The organism is Specibacter sp. BI4, assembly GCF_056680095.1.
Genome location: NZ_CM155265.1, coordinates 2,756,915 through 2,779,595, shown reverse-complemented (window position 1 = coordinate 2,779,595; position 22,681 = coordinate 2,756,915). Strand labels below are relative to the sequence as shown.

Here is a 22,681-nt window from a genome sequence, read left to right as displayed (position 1 = left end):
ATGAGCACGCAAAAAACAGCCGCCGGCCTGCGTGAAAAGGCCGACAAGTACACAGAATTCGTCAGCCGCGGCTTCGGCAAGGACCTGGCCAAGCGCCTCGGCCTGCCCCAACCGGCGATCCTGCGCCGCTACAGCCCCGCAGCCCCGCTCGTTGAAGGCCCCATCCTCGTGGTCGGCAAGGGTGCAGGCCCCGACGCCGTCGCAAATGTCCTGCTTGACTGGCACCAGGACGTGCGCAGGCATGCAACACCGAAGGAAAAGCTCGGTGCCATCGTGGTTGTCCTGGACGAGCTCGCCCACCCCGATGAGTTGTCTGAGCCCATGCTCGCCGTGGGTTCGGCGCTGCGGGACCTCAACAAGAACGCCCGCGTCGTCGGCATTTCCCGCCCGGCATCTGCCGGCGACGCTCCTGCCGTGGCCGCCGCCCGCAACGGTGTCGACGGCATCATCCGATCGCTGGCCAAGGAACTGCGCGCCGGCGCCACGGCCAACGGTGTCTTGCTGGCCAACGGCATCCCCGCGCAATCACCCAGCGCCATGTCAGCCCTGCGCTTCTACCTGTCCGGCCGTTCAGCCTTTGTCGACGGGCAGTTCCTGACCGCGTCCTCAGAGGGTGCAAAGGAACAGTCCGACTGGAAAGAGCCGCTCAAGGGAAACGTTGCCGTGGTGACGGGCGCGGCGCGGGGGATAGGTGCGGCCATCGCCCGCACACTCGCCCGCGACGGCGCCACAGTCATAGCTGTGGACGTTCCCGCCGCGGGCGACCACCTGGCCGCCGTCGCCAATGAGATTCACGGCACCGCACTGCAGCTGGACATCACCAACACCGACGCGGGTCAACGCATCCTTGAGCACGCGCTGGGACGCTACGGCAGGCTCGACATTGTTGTCCACAACGCAGGCATCACCCGTGACAAGTTGCTGGCCAACATGGATGCCGCGCGCTGGGACTCGGTCATCGCCGTGAACATCGCCGCGCAGCTGCGCATGAACGAAGCTTTTCTGGCAAGCAGTGACTTTGCACAGAACTCACGCATCGTCAGCGTCGCCTCCACCAGCGGCATCGCAGGCAACCGCGGCCAGACCAACTACGCCGCGTCCAAGGCCGGCGTCATGGGTCTGGTCCGGTCAACTGCACCGCTGCTGGCCGAAAGTGGCGGTACCGTGAACGCCGTCGCCCCCGGATTCATTGAAACCGACATGACGGCCAAGATTCCCTTTGCCACCCGAGAGGTCGCCAGGCGGCTGAACAGCCTCCAGCAGGGCGGCAAGCCGAGCGACGTGGCCGAGGCCATCGCCTACTTTGCCCAGCCCGGCGCAGCAGGGGTGACAGCCAACATCCTCCGGGTGTGCGGCCAGAACCTGGTGGGGCAATGACAGCCGAGACGGTGTTGACTGAGATGCCGTCCCTGTCCAAGCTTTACGTCAACGCAGCAGCCACGGCGGCCAAGGGCCGGCTCATCCGCGCCGAACCGGTCGTGGCCCTGCCCCCACGGGCCGTGGAGGTTCGCGGCGTGCGTGCCGATTTGGTCAAGGTGACCGAGTTTGCGCACCTCATGGGGCAGCCGGCACGTGACGTGTTGCCGTCCGGCTACCTGCACGCCCTCGTCTTTCCCGTGGCGATGAGCGTCATGGTTCAGGACGACTTTCCGCTGCCCCTGCTGGGCATGATCCACCTGCGCAACGAGGTGGAGCACTTTGCGCCCGTGCTCTTTACGGATGAATTGTCAGTGCGGGCCTGGGCCCGGGATTTGACGGGCCACAGGAGCGGCACGCAGGTTCAGCTTGTGGCGGAGATCCACAACGCCGACGGCACCGAGCTGCTGTGGCGCGGCACCTCCACCTACCTGGCCAAGGGCGTTTTCCTGCCCGGACTGGACCAGCCTATGGCGGCGGCCGGAAGGATCGACTTTGCTCCTCCCACGCCCACCGCGCAGTGGCGCCTGGGCGTGGACACGGGCCGCGCCTATGCCGCAGTTTCGGGAGACTTCAACCCCATCCACCTGAGCGTCCTGACAGCCAAGGCTCTGGGGTTGCGACGCTCGATCGCGCACGGAATGTACGCTGCTGCGCGCGTTCTGGCGACCGTGCCGCAGGCGAAGCCGGATGCCTTCAGCTGGGACATTTCCTTTGATTCGCCGGTGTTTTTGCCGGCCACCGTGTCCCTGGAGGTCGTGGACCACAGGAGCGACGACGGCGCCTGGCTGCGTTCGGAGTTCACCGCCTGGAATGCGCGCAGTGCTAGGCAGTACTTCCACGGCACGGTATCGGCAGGCTGCCCCTGAGCTGCAGCCATCCCGGGCGATCCGCGTCGCGGTGACGCCCGGGTGCGGTAATGGGGTGCCGGCGGTTCAGTTGGCCATGGAGTCTTCGTGGGCATACGCAGCGATCAGCGACTGAATTTCGCGGATTGCGGCGTTGTCGAGGCCGCTGGGTGCCACACCGTTCCACGCCTCCACCGCAACGTCACCGAAATTGTGGCCATGGCTGGCAGGAACGGACTCGCCCATGAACATGTCGAAAGCCACCTGTAAATAGGTCACAAGCGGGATCCACACCATCGAATCGCTGACGTCCTGGGCACGGCCGCCGCTGGCTGCGGTTCCTGCGAGCCAGTCCGGCTTGTGCCAGATCAGCCGCGGAGTAAGCCACGTCACAGCGTCGGTGCCGTGCTGCAGGTAGGCCACCCGCGCCGGCTCCCAGATTCCCGGGAGCTTGCCGAAATCACCATTGTTGGACAGCCAGCGGACGTTGCGGCCGGCCTCGTACACGGGCTGCCAGGGCGGGGAGCCCGCCTCACGCGCGGCCTGAAGCTTGCCCCATGGCTGGGAATTGTTGGGTGCACCCGCGAAGACGGCTCCGTCAATGCTGCCAGTCAGGTCCTCGACGCCGGAAAAGGCCGACTGCATGCCGGAGGCACCAAGGCTCAACCCATACACAAAGAGTTCAGGCCTGTGCCCCGCAGGCAGCGCTTGCCATTCCGCCCTGACTGCTTGGTAAAGCGCCTGGCTGGAATCACGGGGGAGCTCCTGGTGAAACAGAAAAGACACCCAACTGGGCTGGTGGGAATACTGCATTGACACTATTGCGGTGTCACCCTCGTGCAGGTATTCCACGGAGTCCATGGCCTGACGCTCCAGCCAGCCGGATCCCGTGGGCGTGGCAATCACCAGCATGCGGCGGTCAAAGCCGCCGGTGCGCTTGAGCTCGGCCACTGCCAGCTTGGCGCGGGCTGCCATGGATTCATCTTGTTCGGCCCCGACGTAGACACGGACGGGTTCCTTGGCTGGGCGCTGCGTGACCGTCTCGATCGCGGCAGCCGTGGGGCCGCCGCCGACGAAGGCGCGTCCCTGCATTCCCAACTTTTCCCAGTCCACCGAGGATTCCGCACCTGCCGATCGAAACTTGGAAGCCGGCTCCTTTATGCCATCGGGAGTGGTGTCGTTGCGGGCCGAGTAGATGCTGTCGGTGCCAATCAAGGCGGATGTGACCAGCAGCGTCAGTGCCAGCAATGCGGCCACGGTGCCTGCGAGGAGCCCGCCCGCCGTGACTAGTGCGGGTTGCTGCGTTGCCCGCCGGGCCCATTGTCGGCCCAGACCGGTCATTTTGTGCAGGCCCAGACGAACGCCAAACACGACTGCAACCATGGCAAGGGCGACGGCAAAGAACGTCAGAAGGTCGAGGCCGTCAACCGGCGGCATCTCCACCTTTTCGCGCACATCGTTTTGCCAATGCACTGCCAGTGCACCCATCAGTGCGAGATACAGCAGCCCTGCAGCACCCGCGGCCAACCAGGCCCACGGCGGCAAGGTGCGCTTGCGGACGAGGGCGGCTGGCCGACGTCGTGCCAGCTGCTTGGCAACAGTCCGGGCAAGCCACGCTGCGGCCACATATGCCAGGCCAAAACTCAGGCCCGCCAGAAAGCCCTGGAAAAGGGCAGGGCGGGGGACAAGTGACGGGGTGAGCGCCAAGGCGACAGCGGCGATGCCGGCAACGAGGGCAACAGCTGTGGTTGAACGGTTTTCGTGCATGGGCATGGGCCTCTGTCGCGCAGGAATGAAGCCCCCAGCCTATCCGCTGCGAGCCCCCAGGGCCTGCCTGCTTGCCACGTCGACCTGCCCGTTCACAGTGGCCATCGTGCCCGCAAAGCTGCCTGCTGCGTGCGCGTTGGCGGAGCCAAAGGACATTGTCTGGCCGCGGGCCGAGCGAAGGCTGGGGTGAAGCGATCGAACGTGCTCATCGGCACGGTCAAGGCGGCTGGCCAGGACGAGCTCGTTTCCCGGCCCGCCCGCGGCCACCTCATTCTTGTGGATGGCAGCGATGCGTTGGGCCACAGTGGTGAGGAAGCCCAGCTGGAACTGTCTGCGCTCGAGGGTTTTCTCATGGGCGGAGAGGAAAGGCTTGTACGGGTAGTCCAGCCACCAGGACTGCATGGCGGTTTCCAACTGCAGCCCAAGTGAGACAAAGAGACGCAGGATCTGGGCGACGTCCGACTCGGCGCCGATCAAATAGAGCAGCTTCTTGTTGCCGGTGTTTGCCTGCAGCACCCGCACAGTGTCGAAAGCCAAGGCAATGGCCGTCAACCCCCTCGCCTGGCCGACCCGGTACTGGCCGCTCAGCTCAAAGCGTTCTTCGACCATGAGCTCTTGCGGCTTTCCGGATTTCCCTGCCTCCGCGTCAATGCTGGCCTGTTCAATCCCGTAGCGGACCATGAGCCGTTCGGCGTGCTCCTGGAAAGTCTGCGCTTCCGCGGGGAACGGGGTGCTCTCGGCCTTGGCCAACAGCTTGGTGATGAGCTTGAGCGTTCTTTTTGCCTTGTCGGCTGCTTCGCCGGCATTCTCCAACATCTTTCGGCTCCTTTGACGTCGCACTGCGTAATCATGCACTTCGCAATCACCCGCAGCACCACCTGGCACAGCACCGTGGTGATTGTGTCTGCGTTGATTAAGACAGTAGCTTGGGGCCCTGACATTCCCGGGCGGGCAAACAAAAAGACTCCCTGGGAACCTAAGTTCCCAGGGAGTCTGTCAGTGCGCGGAAAGGGACTTGAACCCTCACCCCGTTTCCAGGACTAGCACCTCAAGCTAGCGCGTCTGCCATTCCGCCACCCGCGCAGGTGATCACGGGATCCTGATTCTTCCCTTCGGATGAATCGTTGTCTCCCGCAGCAGCGATGAAAACAATAGCACGACTTTTGCGAGAACCAATAATCGAGGCCCCGGGTTCGGTTTGCGGACGGTTCAAGCGGCCGCCCGGGCCCGAAAGGTAGGCTGGGTTCCACGCCATCGCACAAAGGAGTTTTCCAGTGAACACCGTCAGGCCTGAGGATGAAGTCGCAGGCATCTGCGCCGATCTCATCCGTTTCGACACCAGCAACTTTGCCGACAACGAAGGCCCCGGCGAACGGGCCATCGCCGAGCACACAGCCGCCTTGATCACCGACGTCGGCCTCTCCGCCGAGCTGTACGAATCGTCGCCGGGACGTGCAAACGTCGTCTCCCGCATTGAAGGCACCGATTCCTCCCTCCCTGCGCTCGTGGTGCATGGACACCTGGACGTTGTCCCGGCCCAGGCGCAGGACTGGACGGTTGACCCCTTCTCGGGCGAAGAAAAGGACGGCTTGATTTGGGGCCGCGGCGCCGTGGACATGAAGGACATGGATGCCATGATCTTGTCCGTGATGCGTTCCATGGGCAGGGAAGGCCGCAAACCCAAGCGCGACATCGTGTTTGCCTTCTTTGCCGACGAGGAGGCAGGCGGGACCTATGGTGCGCGCTGGTCGGTTGACAACAGGCCCGATCTCTTCGAGGGGGCTACCGAGGCCATCTCCGAGGTCGGCGGCTTCTCGACCGACATCAACGGCAAACGTGCCTACCTGCTGCAAACAGCCGAGAAGGGGCTCGCCTGGCTCCGCCTGACGGCTCACGGCAGGGCCGGCCACGGCTCCCACATCAACACGGATAACGCGGTGACGCGCCTGGCCCGGGCGGTCACGCGCATTGGGGACCACCAATGGCCCATCGAGTACACCGACACCACACGTGCCTTCCTGGAGGGTGTCTCCGAACTGACAGGCATTGAATTTGACGAGTCGAACCCTGACACGCTGCTCAGCCAGCTCGGCACGGTGTCCCGATTCGTCGGCGCCACGCTGCAGAACACGTCCAACCCCACGTTCCTGAAGAGCGGCTACAAGGCGAACGTGATTCCGGGCACGGCCGAGGCCATGATCGACATCCGCACCCTGCCCGGCCAGCACGAACAGGTCCTTGAAATCGTCCGCGAACTGGCAGGTGAAGGGGTCGACATCTCGACCATCCACAACGATGTGTCGCTCGAAACGCCCTTCGCCGGCAACCTGGTGGACGCCATGATCGACTCCCTGCACGCCGAGGACCCGGGTTCCACCGTCCTGCCCTACACACTGTCCGGCGGCACCGACAACAAGTCACTGAGCCGCCTGGGAATCACCGGCTACGGCTTCGCACCGCTGCAACTGCCGCCCGAGCTGGATTTCACCGGCATGTTCCACGGCGTGGACGAGCGCGTCCCCGTCGATTCCCTCAAATTCGGCGCCCGCGTCCTCGACCGCCTGCTGAGCACTTACTAAGCCCATGAAAGGCACGACCATGACACCCGAGGAACTTCTGCCCGACGAGCTGCTGGCGCGTTTTCGCGACCGCGCCAAAGGCTACGACGAACGCAACGAGTTCTTCCACGAAGACCTGGCCGAGCTGAAGACCCAGGGTTACCTGCGCATGTTTGCTTCCGAGGACGACGGCGGACTCGGCTTTGGTCTGGAACAGGCGGCTGCCGCGCAACGCAGGTTGGCGACGGCGGCCCCGGCCACAGCATTGGCGGTGAACATGCATTTGGTGTGGACCGGCGTCGCCCATCTCCTGTCCCGGCGCGGGGATGACTCCCTGCACTATGTCCTGCAGGAAGCTGTGGCGGGGGAGGTGTTTGCCTTCGGCAATTCGGAGGCTGGCAACGACTCGGTGCTTTTTGACTCCAACACCGTGGCTGCGCCGCTGGGCGACGGCGGCTATGCCTTCACGGGCACGAAGATCTTCACCTCGCTGTCACCGGCGTGGACCCGGCTGGGGATATTTGGGAAGGATGCGACGGGGGAGGAGCCGCTGCTGGTGCACGCGTTCATCACACGGGACTCGCCCGGCTACACCATCAAGGACGACTGGAACACCCTGGGCATGCGCGCCAGCCAGTCGAACACCACAGTGCTCGACGGCGTCGTGGCGCCTGCCGAACGCGTCTTCCGGAAGCTTCCTGTGGGGCCGAACGCGGATCCGCTGATTTTTGCCATCTTTGCCTGCTTCGAGACGCTGCTGGCCGCCGTATACACGGGGCTGGGGGAGCGGGCGCTGGACATCGGGGTGGCGTCAGTGCAGAAACGCAGGTCCAAGAAATCGGGGAAGAGTTACGCCCAGGATCCTGACATCCGCTGGCGCATCGCCGACGCCGCCCTGGCGATGGATGGGCTCTATCCCCAGCTGGAGTCGGTGGCCCGGGACGTGGACAACCTGGTGAACCACGGGAGCCAGTGGTTCCCGAAGATGGTGGGCCTGAAGGTTCGTGCCACCGAAACGGCGCGTACGGTGGTGGATCTGATCATCCGGGTCAGCGGTGGCGGGACGTACTTTGCCGGAAATGAGCTTGGCCGGCTGTACCGCGATGTGCTGGCGGGCATGTTCCACCCCTCGGATGACGAATCAGCCCACTCGACCATCGCCAACGCCTGGTTGGGGCCGATTGAGCCCTGACGGGGCGCATTAATACACTGTCAGGGTCCGCTCCACCCGCAGAACTTTCCTTCGCATGCGGTATTTACGTTGCCCTCCCAGGTACAGCGTGCTGCGCTCCAGCTCCCATTTCCCGTATTCAGCATGCTCACGAAGGCGCTGGTAGGCGACGGGGACGGGCTCGCCGGAGTCGACGGTGATCTCGAGATATTCGTACTGGCGCAGGGGCGCCCCGCGGCCGGTAAATGCCGGTTTGATCGATTCCCTCATGAATTGTCCTTTCCGCCTGCGCTCATCTGCCCTTGCCCATCCGTTAACGGTCAATGACCACTGTGTTCAATAACCAAGCTACCCCCTGCCGTGCCAGGTGGAAGCCACCGCGGAAAAAGGACTTTCAAGTTCGCGGGCACACTGGTACCGTCAATCGCATGAGCATTGATCCCCGCGCAGCACTGAGCGCCTTGACCACAGCATTGGAAGAACACTTGGTGGCCGCCTCAGCGCGCCGGGGGGAAGAGGACCCCATTGTGGAGGCCACCTTCCTGGGCATTATCGATGCCTTTGAAGCCTACGAGGAAGCCCTCTTTGACGCCTTTGATGAGGTGACACCGCTTGTCATTTACGGGGAAGACGGCGATGAAGACTTCGACGATGACGAAGATGATGAACACGAGAACGACGATTCCGAGAACTCCCTCGAACCGCTCACGGACTAGTTCCGTCCAGGCATAATTTACCCACCTGTTGTGACACTGAAGGCCCTCCCAGGAGGGCCTTCAGTGTCACAACAGGTGGGTCTTGCTTTCCCTGCGCTTAGCGCTGGTGGCGTGAAACCTCACTGAGGACAGTCACAATTTGTTCCGGCAGGGGAGCCAACGACGAAGTGAGGATTTCCTGGAGCTGCCCCCTGGTCCGGGGTCCGACAACGGCCGCTGACACGCCCTGGTGTTCCAGCAGCCAGCTCAAGGCCACGTCCAGGGGAGCGCGCCCAAGTCCCTTCGCAGCCGTCACGAGTGCCTCCGTGATCCTGGCCGGGCGGCCCTCCAAGTATTTCTCCACATAGCTGCCCATGGTGGCGCTGGCGCCCCGCGAGTCGGCGGGGATCTGGCCGCGGTACTTGCCCGTCAGTACGCCACGGCCCAGCGGTGCCCAACACAACAAGCCTGCACCGACATGTTCGGCTGCAGGGATGACCTCTTGTTCCACGGTGCGTGCAAGCAGGGAGTACTCAACCTGGTTGGCCACGATCGGGGCATCCGACAGGCTTGCCGCACGTGCCAGCTGCCATCCGTTGTAGTTGGACACCCCCGCGTAGCGGACGCGCCCGCTGCTGACAGCATGTTCAAGGGCCCCAAGGGTTTCTTCCAAGGGCACGTTGTCATCCCAAATATGGGCCAGCCACAAATCGAGATGGTCGGTGCCCAATCTGGCAAGGGAAGCGTCAAGGCCTGCCAGCATGGCGCGCCTTGACGTGTCCACCATGCGCCTTCCATTGCGATGGCTGACACCGGCCTTGGAAATCAGGACAACATCGCTGCGCGGGACAACATCACCGAGCAGCTCGCCAAGAATGGCCTCGCTGCGCCCCTCAACATGACTCACTGCCGTGTCCACGGTGGTGCCGCCTGCATCCAGAAAGTCACGCAGCTGCCCGCCTGCAGTTTCCGCGTCGGTTTCATTGCCCCAGGTCATTGTGCCCAAAGTCAGCGCCGAGACGCGCAACCCGCTGGTGCCCATGAATCGTTGTTCCATAGTGCTAGCTTACGGTGAACTTTGGGCGGATAATGCGCACCTACGGCGCCGTTGAACCCGATGCCCCCGCACATGCTTTAGGCTGAATTGCGTGAACTGGTTTGAAGCAGCCTTCCTAGGCCTAGTCCAGGGCCTGACAGAATTCCTCCCGATTTCCTCAAGCGCCCATCTTTTTGTCGTCGGCAAGTTCCTGCCCTCGGGGGCTGATCCTGGCGCGGCATTTACTGCCGTCAGCCAGCTCGGCACCGAGACGGCCGTCCTGGTCTTCTTCTGGCGCGACATCGTTCGCATCGTCAAGGCCTGGTGGGGTTCGTTGCGGGGGAGGGTGCCGCGAACCGACCCCGATGTGCGCATGGGCTGGCTGGTCATCATGGGCAGTGTGCCCATCGCGCTGCTGGGTGTGGTGTTTCAAAGCCACATTGAATCCACGCTGCGCAATTTGTGGCTCGTGGCCACAACGCTCGTTGTGTTCGGGCTGATCCTTGCCGTGGCTGACACGGTGGCGTCCCAACAACGGGAACTCAAGGACCTCAGCTACAAACACGGCATCATCTACGGGTTCGCCCAGGCGCTGTCGCTGATACCTGGCGTCTCGCGTTCAGGCGGCACCATTACCGCCGGCCTGTTGATGGGGTACACCCGTGAATCAGCCGCCAGGTATTCATTTCTCCTGGCCATCCCTGCTGTGTTTGGCAGCGGCTTCTACGAGCTCTACAAAATTGTGTCGGGACACGAGAGCGCCAACGGGCCATTCGGCATCGGCGAAACAGCCTTGGCCACAATCATTGCCTTTGGTGTGGGTTATCTCATCATCGGCTGGTTCCTGAAATTCATCTCCACCAAGAGTTTCCGCCCCTTCGTCTGGTACCGCATCGGGCTGGGCCTGTTGCTGTACATCCTGTTGGGCACCGGCGTCATCACGCCGTAACAGCGGCCGCTGCATTGGCGCCTGCGCACGGAGACAAACCCCTCGCGCGATGGCGCCTCACGGCCTCCCCAAAACCCGCTTCGCGCGTTTGGGGCCCCACGCCCGTTAGCGCCTCACGGCCTCCCCAAAACCCGCTTCGCGCGTTTGGGGCCCCACGCCCGTTAGGCTTAGCTCTGTGAAAACTTGGAAGTCCCCTGCCCTCCCTCAGCTGCCTGGCGTCATGCCAGGCCTCCAACTGCATGAAACCACCGCACAGCGGGTGGTTCCACTGCCGGACACAGAACCCGCCAGCCTGTACGTTTGCGGCATTACGCCCTACGACGCCACGCACATTGGCCACGCTGCAACCTATGTAGCCTTTGACTTGCTCAACCGGGCCTGGCGTGACCAGGACCGCACAGTCAGCTATGTGCAAAATGTCACAGACATTGACGACCCCCTCCTCGAGCGGGCCACCCGCGACGGCGTGGACTGGCGTGAACTGGCCATCTCCCAAACGGCACTGTTCCAAGCCGACATGGAAGCGCTGAACGTGCTGGCCCCGGACAATTACATTGGCGCCGTCGAAGCCATCGGCTGGATTGTGCCTGAAGTTGAGAAATTGATTGCGGCAGGCATCGCCTACCCTGTCTCGGGCGGCAGCGAAGCGCCCGACGGCGATATTTACTTCTCCGTTGAAGCAGCTTCGGCTGCGGCCAAGTCCGGCGGACCCGACTCCCCATGGTGGCTCGGGCAGATCTCCGGCCTGACCGAGGAGGAGATGCTCCCCTTCTTCGCCGAACGCGGCGGCGACCCCGAACGCGCCGGCAAGCGCCACCCTCTCGATCCGCTGCTCTGGCGTGTGGCCCGCGACGGAGAACCGTCCTGGGAAGGCGCCTCCCTGGGTGAAGGACGTCCCGGCTGGCACATCGAATGCACTGTCATTGCCCAGCGCTTCCTGCCCAAACCATTCATGGTCCAAGGCGGCGGCAGCGACTTGGTCTTCCCGCACCACGAAATGGGTGCCGGTCATGCCTTTGCGCTGGAAAGCACGCCCATGGCCCAGCACTACAGCCACACCGGCATGGTGGGCCTCAACGGCGAAAAGATGAGCAAGTCACTGGGAAACCTTGTGCTTGTCTCCGTCCTGCGCGCCGAGGGCACGGACCCGACCGCCATCCGCCTGGCCATCCTTGCCCACCACTACCGCGTCGACTGGTTCTGGACACAGGAACTGCTCGACGACGCCGAGTACCGTCTGGAGCGTTGGCGCAAGGCCCTCCAGACGGCACCTGAGGGATCAGCCAAGCCCCTTTTGGCCGAGTTGCGTGCCGCCCTCTCGCAGGACCTTGACGCACCACGGGCGTTGGCTGCCATTGACGCCTGGGCTGCGGCATCGATTGCGGCAGCAAGTGCCGCAGTCAGCAGCCAAGCCACTGGTGCAGATGCTGACGCGGCGTCGGAGCGGGACGCGGACTTGGTCTCCGACTCGCTTGAGGCACTTCTGGGCATCAGGCTCTAAGGCCACGGGACAGGTCCGGCCGCCGGTGACGCCGGTGGCCGTGTTAGCACTGACGCGCCTGATGTGAATGCCCCCGTTTCTGTTGAAAATTCTCAACAGCTACGGGGGCTTTTTCATGGGTGCATTGGGCGGTTTGTTGTGCCGCGCAGGTGTGTCGCGGGGAGGTTGGAACGAGTCAGGCGAGCCCACACACCCGTGGTGACGACCTCAGAAATATATTTGGGAAGTTGTGGATAACCGTGTTGCTTCCCAGACATAAAGGCTATAATAGTGGTATGGGCAGTTCAGGGAATTTCCCGGTCGGCCGGGATGATTCATCCACCACAGTGAGTGTGGCGGACCTGATTGCCGGGCTTGCTCTTCCTTCCATTGAACCCCTTGCCTCTGACATTGCTGCGCTGGCCGGGTTGCCTGATTTGCCGCTTCCCGAGCCCCGCCGTGGTAGCCGCCGCGATCGCACTGCTGGTGGCCCCTCTGCCGGCACTGCCGAGGTTCCTGACACTGCCGGGTCCGCCGGTGCTGGCCTCCACACTGATAGCTCTTCTGACTCTGCTGATTCTGCTGGTGGTGTGGGGTCGCGTTTGGAGGGTGTGCGGGCGTTGATGGATGGTTGCACGGATGCGATCGCGGCGTTGCATAAGCATCAGAATCAGTGCGCGGCGTTGGCTGCGGTGTTGATTGCCCGTCTTGAGTCCACGGCGGTGCTCGAGGGTGGGATTCTTGGTGTTGATGCGTGGCAGGGGGACCTGGCGCAGATGTCGATGCGGGCCGATCTGGCGGGGATCCTCTCGGTGTCCGAGAGTGTCGCGGGGCAGTTGATCCTGCACGCGGGCACGCTCGTGAAGTATTTACCGGCCACGATGGCGTGTTTGAGCAGTGGCGGGTTGGGTTGGGACTACGCGGTGATCATCGCTGAGGAAACCAGCTTGCTGCGAGAGACTGGATCACCACAGGAAACGATTGATGGGTTTGAGGAGTTCTTGCTGGGCAAGGCCGTCGATTGCACTGTGCCGAGCTTCAGGGAGAAGGCCCGGCGGCGGCGTGAACGGTTTTACCCGGAAACGATCACCCCGCGGACCCGGCGCGAATATGGTCAGCGGCGCCTGGGTGTGAGGCATTCCCGGGACGGGATGTCATGGCTGAGCCTGTACGCACCGGCCCCGACCATTGAGGGTATCTGGGATCAATGCACCCAAACCGCCCAAGCAGCCCAGGGCCCCCACGAAGACCGCACCCTGACCCAGCTCCGCGCCGATATCGCCGCATCCCTGCTGCTGCACCAGACCATGGCCGAAAACCAGATCCACGCCCCCGCCCAACCCAACACAGACACCACTGCCGCTTCCGGTACTGCCACCACCGGGGCTGACGGCACCGCCGCTGGTGGCGCTGCGGGCACTGTCGTGGTGGTGGCCGGTGATGGCCAGGGGCCGTGGTTCGCCCCCACAGACCCGTACTCGGCAGCCGGCGGGATGCCCCCGGACCCTGGCCCGGACCCGGATCTTGGTGCTGTGCAGATCCCTGCCGCGCTGATGCCTGTCTTTGACGACCCGGACTATGCAGATCCCGGCTTCAGGGACCCCGATATCCGTAACGGTCCCGACTGGGACCCGACAGCGATACCGCCGACCCTCACCCCAGCCACCACCACCACACACAACACCAGCACCGGCTCCGGTAGTACCAGTGGCGGTAACGGTGTGGGCATGGGCTCTGGTACCGGTGGTGAGGGGACAACTGCGACCAACACCAACACCAACGGTAGTTCTTGTGTGGTGGGGCCGGTGTGGCCGCCGATGCCGCAGGTCACCCCGGTGGTGTTGATTCCTGTGTTGTCGTTGCTGGGGGCGACGAATGAGCCGGCGTGGTTGGAGGGGTCGGGGCCGATCAGCATGGAAGTAGCCCGGCACTTGGCGGCAGGGGCCCCGTCGTTGTTGCGGGTGTTGGTTGATCCGATCAGCAATGAGCCCCTTGATGTGGCCCCGGAGCGTTATCGGATTGGTAAAGCGATGCGTACGATGCTGCAGATCAGGGATGAGTACTGCCAGTTTCCGGGGTGTTTGGTGAAGGCCACGAATTGCGAGGTCGACCACATCAAGAAGTTCGAACACGGTGGCCGGTCCATTTACGACAACCTTCAGACGTTGTGTCATCGCCACCACGTCCTGAAGCATTTCAAGGACGACAGGACCCGTACCGGTGAGTGCCGGACAGATCAGAGCCCGGAACGCGAAGCAGTGCGCCTGCGTGGCTGGACACCGGTCATGGTCAACGGGGGTGTCGGGTGGACGTCACCAACCGGGCGGTACTACCCGCCGAAGATTGGTGACACGCAACCACCGGTCTACCCGGAATGGTTGATGCAACACATCAACAACAACCTCAAAACACACCACCTCCACGACAACCCCGAACCCCAAAACACCGCCAACCCCGACACCGCCGCCGAGCTACAAGATCCTCAGGACCCGCAGGATCCCCTGGACTTCCTGGACTTTGACTTCCTGGACGAGGCCGACATCCCAGACTCCGACCAGGACTACAACCCCTACGCCCAAGCCCTCCCGGAACCACCACCAGGAATCTTCCCCACCGACGAAGAACAAGCCGCCCTCGACGAAGAAACCATCAACGACTACCTCACCAGCAACCCAGACACAGGGTACTGAACAGAGCGAGTACTACCTGGGCGTTTCAAAATCTGGTGCCAGCGCCGCCAATTCGTATCAAGGGTCGTCCAGCAGTTGTCGCAGACGATATGTGTCCAGTTTTGCCGGGACTTGCTTGCCGATGATGGTCGGGGGCCTTCTTGAATTCACCGGCCCGGTCGGCCGCGCTCAAAGCTGCGAACAGACTCGCGGTGCCGCGCCAAGCATTCTCATGGGTACGCTTCCCGGGCATTCCCGGCATCTTGGGCCCGTCGGCTGTAATCTGCACAGGACGTCCCTCATCCAGTGCGTGCCATACATGGACCTAAACACCCATTCAACGAATTTAGGATGCGGGACACTAAGGCGCTTTAAGGCTGGTCTTGCCCCCGGCGGCGCAGGTAGCGCTCAAATTCCTTGGCGATGGATTCACCTGTCGCTTCGGGAAGCTCTGCCGTGTCCTTGGCTTCCTCCAGCTGCCTCACGTAGGCGGCAATTTCAGCATCCTCGGAGGCAAGGTCGTTCACCCCGCGTTCCCACGCCAGTGCGTCGTCGGCCAGTTCAATCGTTGACAGCGGGACGTGCAGGAAATCCTCGATGCGGTTCAGCAGCGCCAGTTCAGCCTTGGGGGAGGGCGCCTGAGCCACGTAATGCGGCACCGCCGCCCACAATGAAATGGTGGGAAGGCCGGCCAACAGGGATAATTCGTTCAAGACACCCACGATGCCGATGGGCCCCTCGTACTGGGAGGACTCAAGGTTCAACCGCGAGCTCAGCTCGTCGTCGTCGCACGTTGCAGTGACCGGAATGGGCCGTGAATGGGGGACATCTGCAAGCAGCGCACCAACCAGCACAACATAGTTGACATTGAGCGCTGCGGCCTTGGCCAGCAACTCCGCAGTGTAGGCGCGCCAACGGTAGGAGGGCTCAATGCCGTGGACCAGCACCACGTCAATATCGGTGCCCGGAATACTTGCCTTGGCAATCTTGGTCACCGGCCACTTGATTTTGCGCCCGCCGGTGGAGGTGAGCCGGACTTCCGGACGGGTGAACTGGAAATCGTAATATTCATCCGGCTCAATGGCGGCAACCTTCTTCGCGCCCCACAGCTCGTGCAGGTACTTGAGCGCGTCGCTGGCAGCCTCGCCGGCGTCGTTCCAACCTTCAAACGCAGCCAACAAGACCGTCACGCGGTCTTCGCCGGGAGCAGGCTGCAGCAACCTCCCGGGTTCGCCTGACAGGTGGCCTGAATCGCCATTATTGATTGTGCTCACCATTCCAGCCTACGGCGACAACACGGTTCAGGCACTACGCACCACGCACAGCCATAGTTGAAAACAGTTCCACTGCCCACGCCACGTAGACTGGGGACATGCTTTTACCGACTGCCGCCGGCGCGCCCGAGGCGACCAAGACTGCCCCCACGCTCAAAGCCGTCCTCTGGGACATGGACGGAACCCTTGTTGACACCGAGCCCTATTGGATTGCCGCCGAAATTGACCTGGTGACCGCCCACGGCGGACATTGGGACGAGCAAAAAGCCATGGCCATGGTCGGAAACGCGCTGACCACCACAGCCGTCATCCTCCAGGACGCCGGCGTGCAGCTTTCAGTGCGTGAAATCATCGACCACCTCTCCCACGCCGTGATTGCCGGCATCCGCAAGACGCTGCCGTGGCGTCCGGGCGCCCGTGAGCTGCTCGCGGAACTGCACGGCCGCGGTGTGCGTTGCGCCCTCGTCACCATGAGCGAGCGCAATCTGGCCAGCGAAGTCGTCAAGGCCCTCGACGAGGACTACTTTGAATTCCTGATCACCGGAGACGAGGTTGTCAATGGAAAGCCGCACCCCGAGCCCTATCTGAAGGCAATTGACGTCCTGCGCGAAAGCGATCCCAGCATCACGGCCACCGATTGTGCCGCCTTTGAGGATTCAATTCCCGGTGTCGCATCCGCCGTTGCTTCCGGGGTTGCCACGATTGCCATCCCACATGCCGTCCCGCTGCCCGAGGATTCCCGGCACGCAACCTGGCCGACACTGGCAGGAATGACGTACGACGACGTCACAGCAGTTTTGGCCTCCCACGCCGCCTCCGCCGGAGCTGCTTTATGAGCGGTTCCGCCGACGGCACCAAGACGCGACGGGAAGGCCTGGTCCTTGGCTCGGTCAGGGGAACGCCCATCATTTTGGCCAACTCCTGGTTCTTGATCGCCGCCGTCACCGTTGTCATTTTTGGCCCGCAGCTGCAGAACATCTATCCGTCGCTTGGCGCGGGAGCCTACCTGGTCGCCTTCGCATATGCGCTACTGTTGCTTTTCTCGGTGCTCATCCACGAGCTGGCCCATGCCGTCGCCGCCAAGATGTATGGCTGGCCCACCCACAAAATCGTGTTGAACCTGTGGGGCGGCCACACTGAATTTGATTTCAGCAAGGCAACCCCCGGCAAGGCACTTGTCGTGGCATTTGCCGGCCCCATTGCCAACTTCGTGCTGGCAGGACTGGGCTGGCTGGTGAAATTGGGCCTGCCCGAGGCCGCCACGGCGGGCCCCGTGTCACTTGGCACGGCAATAGCCATCCTGCTGACCAACATCTTCATCTGGGCCAACCTGCTCATTGGTATGTTCAATGTGCTTCCCGGGCTGCCCCTTGACGGCGGGCGCCTGGTTGAGTCCATCGTCTGGAAAACCACCGGCAGCCAGGAAAAAGGCACCGTCGCCGCCGGCTGGGCCGGACGCATCATCGTGGTTGTCATCGTGGTTGTGGTCCTGGCCGTGCCGTATATCCGCGGAACCCAACCCGAGCTGACCACGACCCTCATCGTGATTGTGCTGGCCGGCTTCCTGTGGATGGGGGCCTCCGCATCAATCAAGGGGGCGGCCATCCGCCTGCGCCTGCCGGCCATCACTGCCGGCTCGCTTGCGGTTCCGGCCGTAAGCGCCTCCAAACAGTGCACGGTGGCCCAGCTCTGGACCCTGCGCGGGGAATACCCCAGCGAACCGATCGTGCTGTTTGGCGCCGATGGCAGGCCGTCCGCCGTCGTCGACGAACATGCCCTGGCACATGTCCCGCCCGAAGCAGCGCCCACAACTCCCGCCACTGCAGTGGCACGATCGTTGTCCGGGGGCGCCTACGTTCCCGACACCGCGGCAGGCGCTGAATTGGTGTCCTATCTGGCCCAGCTTCCCGACATGGAGTATGCGGTGATCAACCGGGACGGCAAGATCACCGGCCTGCTCAGCCAGGCCAAGGTTGTTGCCGCCATCACCGGCAAGCCCATGTCTTGACGCAGTCCGACGCCCCGACGCAAACCGATCCATTGAACTTCGGAGCGGAGATCCGGAACCGGCGAAGAGCATCAGGTCCCGGTACCTGACAACCGCAGCCCGGACGACGCGTCCCACGAGCACGACAGCAGCACAATTGATTTTGCGAGTACCAATACGACAGGACCCACCCATGAACCAGCAGGACACAGTTGAAGCACCGTCTCCGGACGCCCGGGAAGCGGCCGGCAGCGAAGGGGCGGGGCCGCATGGTGCAACCGCACGCCGCGGCCCGTTCCGGGCCGGAGAACGCGTGCAGTTGACGGACGAGCGCGGCCGCATGAACACGATCACCTTGACGCCGGGCACCGCCTACCACACGCACAAGGGCTTCCTTAATCACGATCTGCTGATTGGTTCCCCCGAGGGTTCGATGGTGGAAAGCAACGTGGGCCAGCAGTACCAGGCGCTGCGTCCGCTGCTGTCGGACTTTGTGCTCTCCATGCCGCGCGGCGCGGCCGTTGTGTACCCGAAGGACGCCGGGCAGATCATCACCATGGGTGACATTTACCCGGGTGCCCGCGTCGTGGAAGCCGGTGTTGGTTCCGGCGCCCTGTCCATTTCCCTGCTGCGTGCAGTGGGCGACAGCGGCTACCTGCACTCCTTTGAGCGCAGGGAAGAATTCGCCGACATTGCCCGCGGCAACGTTGAGACAATCTTTGGCGGCCCCCATCCAGCCTGGAAGATCTCCCTCGGCGACTTCCAGGACCAGGTGGTGGAGCAGGAAGCCCCCGGCAGCATCGACCGCGTTGTCCTGGACATGCTTGCACCCTGGGAGTGCCTCGACGCCGTGGCAACCGTGCTGGCCCCGGGCGGCGTGTGGATCAACTACGTTGCCACCGTCACCCAGCTCTCGCGGACAGCCGAGGCCATCCGTGCCGACGGCCGCTTCACCGAACCCGACGCCTGGGAGTCGATGGTGCGCGGCTGGCATCTTGAAGGCCTCGCCGTCCGCCCGGACCACCGCATGGTCGCCCACACCGGTTTCCTCATGGTGACCCGCCGGCTGGCCGACGGCGTGACGGGCATGACGCCCAAGCGCCGCGCCTCCAAGACGGACTTTGCGCAGGCAGACCTTGATGCCTGGACGCCGGCAGCCGTGGGGGAGCGTGCAGTCTCCGACAAGAAACTGCGCCGCGCCGCCAGGGATGCCTCGTCCACGGTCCAGACGAAGCGGACCAAGAGCAAGTCCGCAGACGAAGGAACCAGCACGGAAACCGGCCCTGAAACCGGCACCGACGAGCAATAGCACTAAAATCAGCTGTATTGGCCGGTCACGGCTGCGGAAGGATCGATGGTCATGAGCGACGCACCCCACTCCACCCCGGAAAACCCTGCCCAGGGAACAGCCGCACCAGGCTCGGCCGGGGCCGGTTATTCAACCGGCCCCGGCCAGCAGGAGGTGCTTGAACGCCAGCTGAATGTGCTCCGTGACAAGGCACGCAACCTTGACCGGCAGCTTGCCTCGGCCACGCAAAACAACTCCAAACTTGTTGCCATGCTGGAGACGGCCAAGTCCGAGATCATGAAGCTGCGCTCGGCCTTGGAGAACGACGGCGAGCCGCCCTACAGTTTCGGCACAGTCCTGGCGATCAACCTGCCGGTGCAGTCGTCCGGGGCCAGTTCGGCACTGTCGCATGAGAGCCTTGACATTTATGCGTCGGGCCGAAAAATGCGTGTCGGGCTCAGCCCCCTGCTGCGCATGAACGAACTCACGTTGGGTCAGGAGGTGCTGCTCAATGAGGCCTTCACTGTCATCGCCGCGCTCGGCTACGAGCGCGTTGGCGAGCTTGTCACCATCAAGGAACTGCTGGGCACAAGCCGCGTACTGGTGATCGGCCGCGCCGACGAGGAGCGCGTCGTGCGCCTGGCGGGGGTCCTGCAGGGTGGTGCCGTAAAGGTCGGTGACGCACTCACAGTTGACGGGCGCACAGGCTATGCCCTGGAGAAGATTCCGCGTTCCGAGGTGGAGAACCTGATCCTTGAGGAGGTTCCGGACATCTCCTACTCCGACATCGGCGGCCTGGCCTCGCAGATCGAGCAGATTCGGGACGCCGTCGAGCTTCCCTTCCTGCACCCCGACCTGTACCGCGAACACGGCCTGAAGGCGCCCAAGGGCATCCTCCTCTACGGTCCTCCCGGTTGCGGCAAGACACTCATCGCCAAGGCGGTGGCCAACTCACTGGCCAAACGGGCCCGGGAACGCTCCGGCGTGAAGGACCAAAAAAGCTACTTCCTGAACATCAAGGGCCCCGAGCTGCTTGACAAGTACGTGGGTGAAACCGAACGCCAAATCCGGCTCATTTTCAGCAGGGCGAGGGAAAAGGCCTCTGATGGCAGCGCCGTCGTAGTCTTTTTTGACGAGATGGACTCGTTGTTCCGCACCCGCGGCACCGGCGTCTCCTCCGACGTGGAAACAACCATCGTCCCGCAGCTGCTCAGCGAGATTGACGGCGTCGAACGTCTTGACAACGTCATCGTCATTGGCGCCTCCAACCGTGAGGACATGATCGATCCGGCCATCCTGCGCCCCGGCAGGCTTGATGTGAAGGTGAAAATCCAGCGCCCCGACGCCGAAGCCGCGGCGGACATCTTTGCCAAATACGTCACGACCACCCTGCCGTTCCACGCCGACGACCTGGCAGCCAACAACGGCAGCCCGCAGGAAACCGTGGACGCCATGGTCCAGCGCACGGTGGAGGCCATGTACGCCACGGACAAGGCCACCGAATTCCTGGAGGTCACCTACGCCAACGGGGACACCGAGATGCTGTACTTCAAGGACTTCAACTCCGGTGCTGTCATCCAGAATGTTGTTGACAGGGCGAAGAAATACGCCATCAAGGACCTGCTGACAAGTGGCGAAAAGGGCATCCGGATCGAACACATGCTCCGGGCCGTCGTGGACGAATTCCGTGAGCATGAAGACATGCCCAACACCACCAACCCCGACGACTGGGCGCGAATTTCGGGCAAAAAAGGGGAACGGATCACCTACATCCGCACCATCGTGCAGAGCAAGGAAGGCCAGGTGCCGGGCAAGACGCTGGAAACTCTCCCCAACACGGGACAGTACCTGTGAGTGTTGTCCGGGTCATGGGTGCCGAAACCGAATACGGCATTCATGCGCCGGGGGGCGGCGACTTCAATGCAACGTGGCTCTCAACCCAGGTCGTGCACGCTTATTCACGGCAAACAAGCCACCGCGCGGCTGCGGGCGGGGAAACCCGCTGGGACTACACCGACGAGGACCCGCTGGCCGATGCGCGCGGCTGGTCAATGCCCCGGAACGCCGCCCACCCCAGCCAGCTCACCGATTCCGAACCCGAACTGACAGCGGCCCAAATTGCACTCGAGGGCGGGGAAAGCGGCGATGCCAGCATTCCCCTGATGATGAACATGGTGCTGGGCAACGGGGCACGCCTCTACGTTGACCATGCCCACCCGGAATACTCCTCACCAGAAGTGACAAATCCGCTCGACGCGGTCCGCTGGGACGCCGCCGGGGACCTGGTGGCCCTGGCCGCCGTCCGCAGGATCGCCGCCACGCCGGGGGTGCCGGGAATCAACCTCTACAAAAACAACACCGACAACAAGGCGGTGTCGTACGGCAGCCATGAGAACTACCTGATGCCGCGTTCGGTGCCGTTCAACAACATCGTCGCAGGATTGACGCCGTTCTTTGTCACCCGCGCCATCATGTGCGGGGCTGGCAGGGTGGGCATCGGCCAGGACGGCTCCGGCGTTGGCTTCCAGATCAGCCAGCGCGCCGACTTCTTCGAAGCCCAGGTGGGTTTGGAAACAACCATCCGCCGGCCCATCATCAACACGCGGGACGAACCGCATGCAGTCGCCGACAAGTACCGCCGCCTGCATGTGATCATCGGTGACGCCAACCTCAGCCAGGTCTCCAACTACCTCAAGTTCGGCACCACGGCACTTGTGCTGGACATGATTGAACATGGCAGGGCTCCCGAGCTCGAATTTGCCGACCCCGTGGCGTCGCTGCGCGACATCAGCCATGACTGGCAGCTGGAACAAACACATGAGCTTGCCGACGGCAGCCGCGTCAGCGCCCTTGACGTGCAATGGCTCTACCTCGCCGCTGCCAGGACCCACTGTGCAGCCAACGGCTCAAGCGACCCGGAGAGCGGCGACGGACACACGGCCGCCGTCCTGGCCAAATGGGAGGAAGTCCTGACAGCCCTGGGCAACGACCCCATGAGCCTCGCCGGGCAATTGGAATGGGTGGCCAAACTCCAGCTGTTGCAGCAGTACAAGGCCCGCGACAACATGGCCTGGAACGACCCCCGCCTGGGACTCATTGACCTGCAGTGGTCAGACATCCGCCCTGAGAAGGGCCTGTACTACAAGCTCCTCCACCATGAGCGCATGCAGCGGGTCGTCACCGACGAATCGATTGCTGCGGCAGTCCAGCAGCCGCCAACAGACACGCGGGCGTATTTCCGCGGCCGGTGCATCCAGGAATTCGGCGCCCACGTGGTGGGTGCCAGCTGGGATTCGGTCATCTTTGAAGTACCGGCGCTGCGCAGGCTCCAGCGGGTGTCCACGAAGGAGCCGCTGCGCGGCACGGAACAGCTGACCCGGCAGTTATTTGATCAGCACACTGAGCTGCAAAAATTCCTTGCAGCGCTCCTGTCCGACGTTCACTAGCCGCCGCCCCGCCCGTCCCAAAAGCCGACACGGAGCAAACGCCGCGTGGCGATTGCTCTTGCCGCCCTATTAAATTTGCTATCACCATTAACTATAT

General features: G+C 63.2%; 18 protein-coding genes and 1 tRNA gene. 13 read left to right on the top strand and 6 right to left on the bottom strand.

Annotated features, from left to right (window positions below; translation table 11 throughout):
• Both AC1L6K_RS12795 and AC1L6K_RS12790 read left to right on the top strand, forming a co-directional pair.
• Positions 1-1,377, top strand: coding sequence for a 3-oxoacyl-ACP reductase (locus AC1L6K_RS12795; protein WP_480949245.1), 1,377 nt, complete (start codon positions 1-3; stop codon positions 1,375-1,377).
• Entirely contained in the window at positions 1,374-2,285 is a 912-nt protein-coding gene (locus AC1L6K_RS12790) for a MaoC/PaaZ C-terminal domain-containing protein (RefSeq protein ID WP_480949244.1), read from the top strand. The genes AC1L6K_RS12795 and AC1L6K_RS12790 overlap by 4 nt, the downstream gene beginning before the upstream one ends.
• Before the next feature lie 66 nt (positions 2,286-2,351).
• Here AC1L6K_RS12790 and AC1L6K_RS12785 read toward each other — a convergent pair whose 3' ends face one another.
• The 3 genes from AC1L6K_RS12785 to AC1L6K_RS12775 form a co-directional block, all read right to left on the bottom strand.
• Entirely contained in the window at positions 2,352-4,037 is a 1,686-nt protein-coding gene (locus tag AC1L6K_RS12785) for an alpha/beta-hydrolase family protein (RefSeq protein WP_480949243.1), read from the bottom strand.
• Between the two features lie 33 nt (positions 4,038-4,070).
• Positions 4,071-4,847 (bottom strand): DUF2786 domain-containing protein, encoded by a 777-nt coding sequence (locus AC1L6K_RS12780; RefSeq protein ID WP_480949242.1) that lies wholly within the window; start codon positions 4,845-4,847, stop codon positions 4,071-4,073.
• 184 nt (positions 4,848-5,031) lie between these two features.
• Positions 5,032-5,114, bottom strand: a tRNA-Leu gene (locus tag AC1L6K_RS12775).
• Between the two features lie 191 nt (positions 5,115-5,305).
• Between AC1L6K_RS12775 and AC1L6K_RS12770 the strand changes: the two genes are divergently transcribed.
• Both AC1L6K_RS12770 and AC1L6K_RS12765 read left to right on the top strand, forming a co-directional pair.
• Positions 5,306-6,610 (top strand): M20/M25/M40 family metallo-hydrolase, encoded by a 1,305-nt coding sequence (locus tag AC1L6K_RS12770; RefSeq protein WP_480949241.1) that lies wholly within the window; start codon positions 5,306-5,308, stop codon positions 6,608-6,610.
• Positions 6,611-6,629: 19 nt separating this feature from the next.
• Positions 6,630-7,781 carry an acyl-CoA dehydrogenase family protein gene (locus AC1L6K_RS12765; RefSeq protein ID WP_480952767.1) on the top strand — a complete coding sequence of 384 codons (1,152 nt, stop codon included), beginning with the start codon at positions 6,630-6,632 and terminating at the stop codon, positions 7,779-7,781.
• 9 nt (positions 7,782-7,790) lie between these two features.
• On the opposite strand, the gene AC1L6K_RS12760 is transcribed toward AC1L6K_RS12765, so the two are convergent.
• Entirely contained in the window at positions 7,791-8,030 is a 240-nt protein-coding gene (locus AC1L6K_RS12760) for a DUF5703 family protein (RefSeq protein WP_480949240.1), read from the bottom strand.
• Between the two features lie 158 nt (positions 8,031-8,188).
• Here AC1L6K_RS12760 and AC1L6K_RS12755 point away from each other — a divergent pair, with 158 nt between their 5' ends.
• A complete protein-coding gene (locus tag AC1L6K_RS12755) occupies positions 8,189-8,476 on the top strand; it encodes a hypothetical protein (RefSeq protein ID WP_480949239.1) in 288 nt (95 codons plus the stop codon).
• Between the two features lie 97 nt (positions 8,477-8,573).
• On the opposite strand, the gene AC1L6K_RS12750 is transcribed toward AC1L6K_RS12755, so the two are convergent.
• Complete coding sequence (locus tag AC1L6K_RS12750) at positions 8,574-9,512, bottom strand: aldo/keto reductase (protein WP_480949238.1); 939 nt, start codon at positions 9,510-9,512, stop codon at positions 8,574-8,576.
• 91 nt (positions 9,513-9,603) lie between these two features.
• Between AC1L6K_RS12750 and AC1L6K_RS12745 the strand changes: the two genes are divergently transcribed.
• From AC1L6K_RS12745 to AC1L6K_RS12735, 3 genes are all read left to right on the top strand, one after another.
• The gene (locus AC1L6K_RS12745; RefSeq protein ID WP_480949237.1) at positions 9,604-10,440 is read left to right on the top strand and encodes an undecaprenyl-diphosphate phosphatase; all 837 of its coding nucleotides are present in this window, start codon (positions 9,604-9,606) and stop codon (positions 10,438-10,440) included.
• Between the two features lie 175 nt (positions 10,441-10,615).
• The gene (gene mshC, locus AC1L6K_RS12740; RefSeq protein WP_480949236.1) at positions 10,616-11,941 is read left to right on the top strand and encodes a cysteine--1-D-myo-inosityl 2-amino-2-deoxy-alpha-D-glucopyranoside ligase; all 1,326 of its coding nucleotides are present in this window, start codon (positions 10,616-10,618) and stop codon (positions 11,939-11,941) included.
• Between the two features lie 275 nt (positions 11,942-12,216).
• Complete coding sequence (locus AC1L6K_RS12735) at positions 12,217-14,610, top strand: HNH endonuclease signature motif containing protein (protein ID WP_480949235.1); 2,394 nt, start codon at positions 12,217-12,219, stop codon at positions 14,608-14,610.
• Positions 14,611-14,960: 350 nt separating this feature from the next.
• Here the strand turns inward: AC1L6K_RS12735 and AC1L6K_RS12730 are convergent, their stop codons facing one another.
• Positions 14,961-15,863, bottom strand: coding sequence for a PAC2 family protein (locus AC1L6K_RS12730; RefSeq protein WP_480949234.1), 903 nt, complete (start codon positions 15,861-15,863; stop codon positions 14,961-14,963).
• 98 nt (positions 15,864-15,961) lie between these two features.
• On the opposite strand from AC1L6K_RS12730, the gene AC1L6K_RS12725 reads away from it, so the two are divergent.
• From AC1L6K_RS12725 to dop, 5 genes are all read left to right on the top strand, one after another.
• Positions 15,962-16,699 carry an HAD family hydrolase gene (locus tag AC1L6K_RS12725; RefSeq protein WP_480949233.1) on the top strand — a complete coding sequence of 246 codons (738 nt, stop codon included), beginning with the start codon at positions 15,962-15,964 and terminating at the stop codon, positions 16,697-16,699.
• The gene (locus tag AC1L6K_RS12720; protein ID WP_480949232.1) at positions 16,696-17,871 is read left to right on the top strand and encodes a site-2 protease family protein; all 1,176 of its coding nucleotides are present in this window, start codon (positions 16,696-16,698) and stop codon (positions 17,869-17,871) included. Before AC1L6K_RS12725 ends, AC1L6K_RS12720 begins: the two co-directional genes overlap by 4 nt.
• A gap of 172 nt (positions 17,872-18,043) precedes the next feature.
• Positions 18,044-19,159, top strand: a complete 1,116-nt coding sequence (locus tag AC1L6K_RS12715) for a tRNA (adenine-N1)-methyltransferase (protein WP_480949231.1) — start codon at positions 18,044-18,046, stop codon at positions 19,157-19,159.
• A gap of 45 nt (positions 19,160-19,204) precedes the next feature.
• Positions 19,205-20,992 carry a proteasome ATPase gene (gene arc, locus AC1L6K_RS12710; protein ID WP_480949230.1) on the top strand — a complete coding sequence of 596 codons (1,788 nt, stop codon included), beginning with the start codon at positions 19,205-19,207 and terminating at the stop codon, positions 20,990-20,992.
• Between the two features lie 14 nt (positions 20,993-21,006).
• Positions 21,007-22,584, top strand: coding sequence for a depupylase/deamidase Dop (gene dop, locus AC1L6K_RS12705; protein WP_480952766.1), 1,578 nt, complete (start codon positions 21,007-21,009; stop codon positions 22,582-22,584).
• Positions 22,585-22,681: the final 97 nt, after the last annotated feature.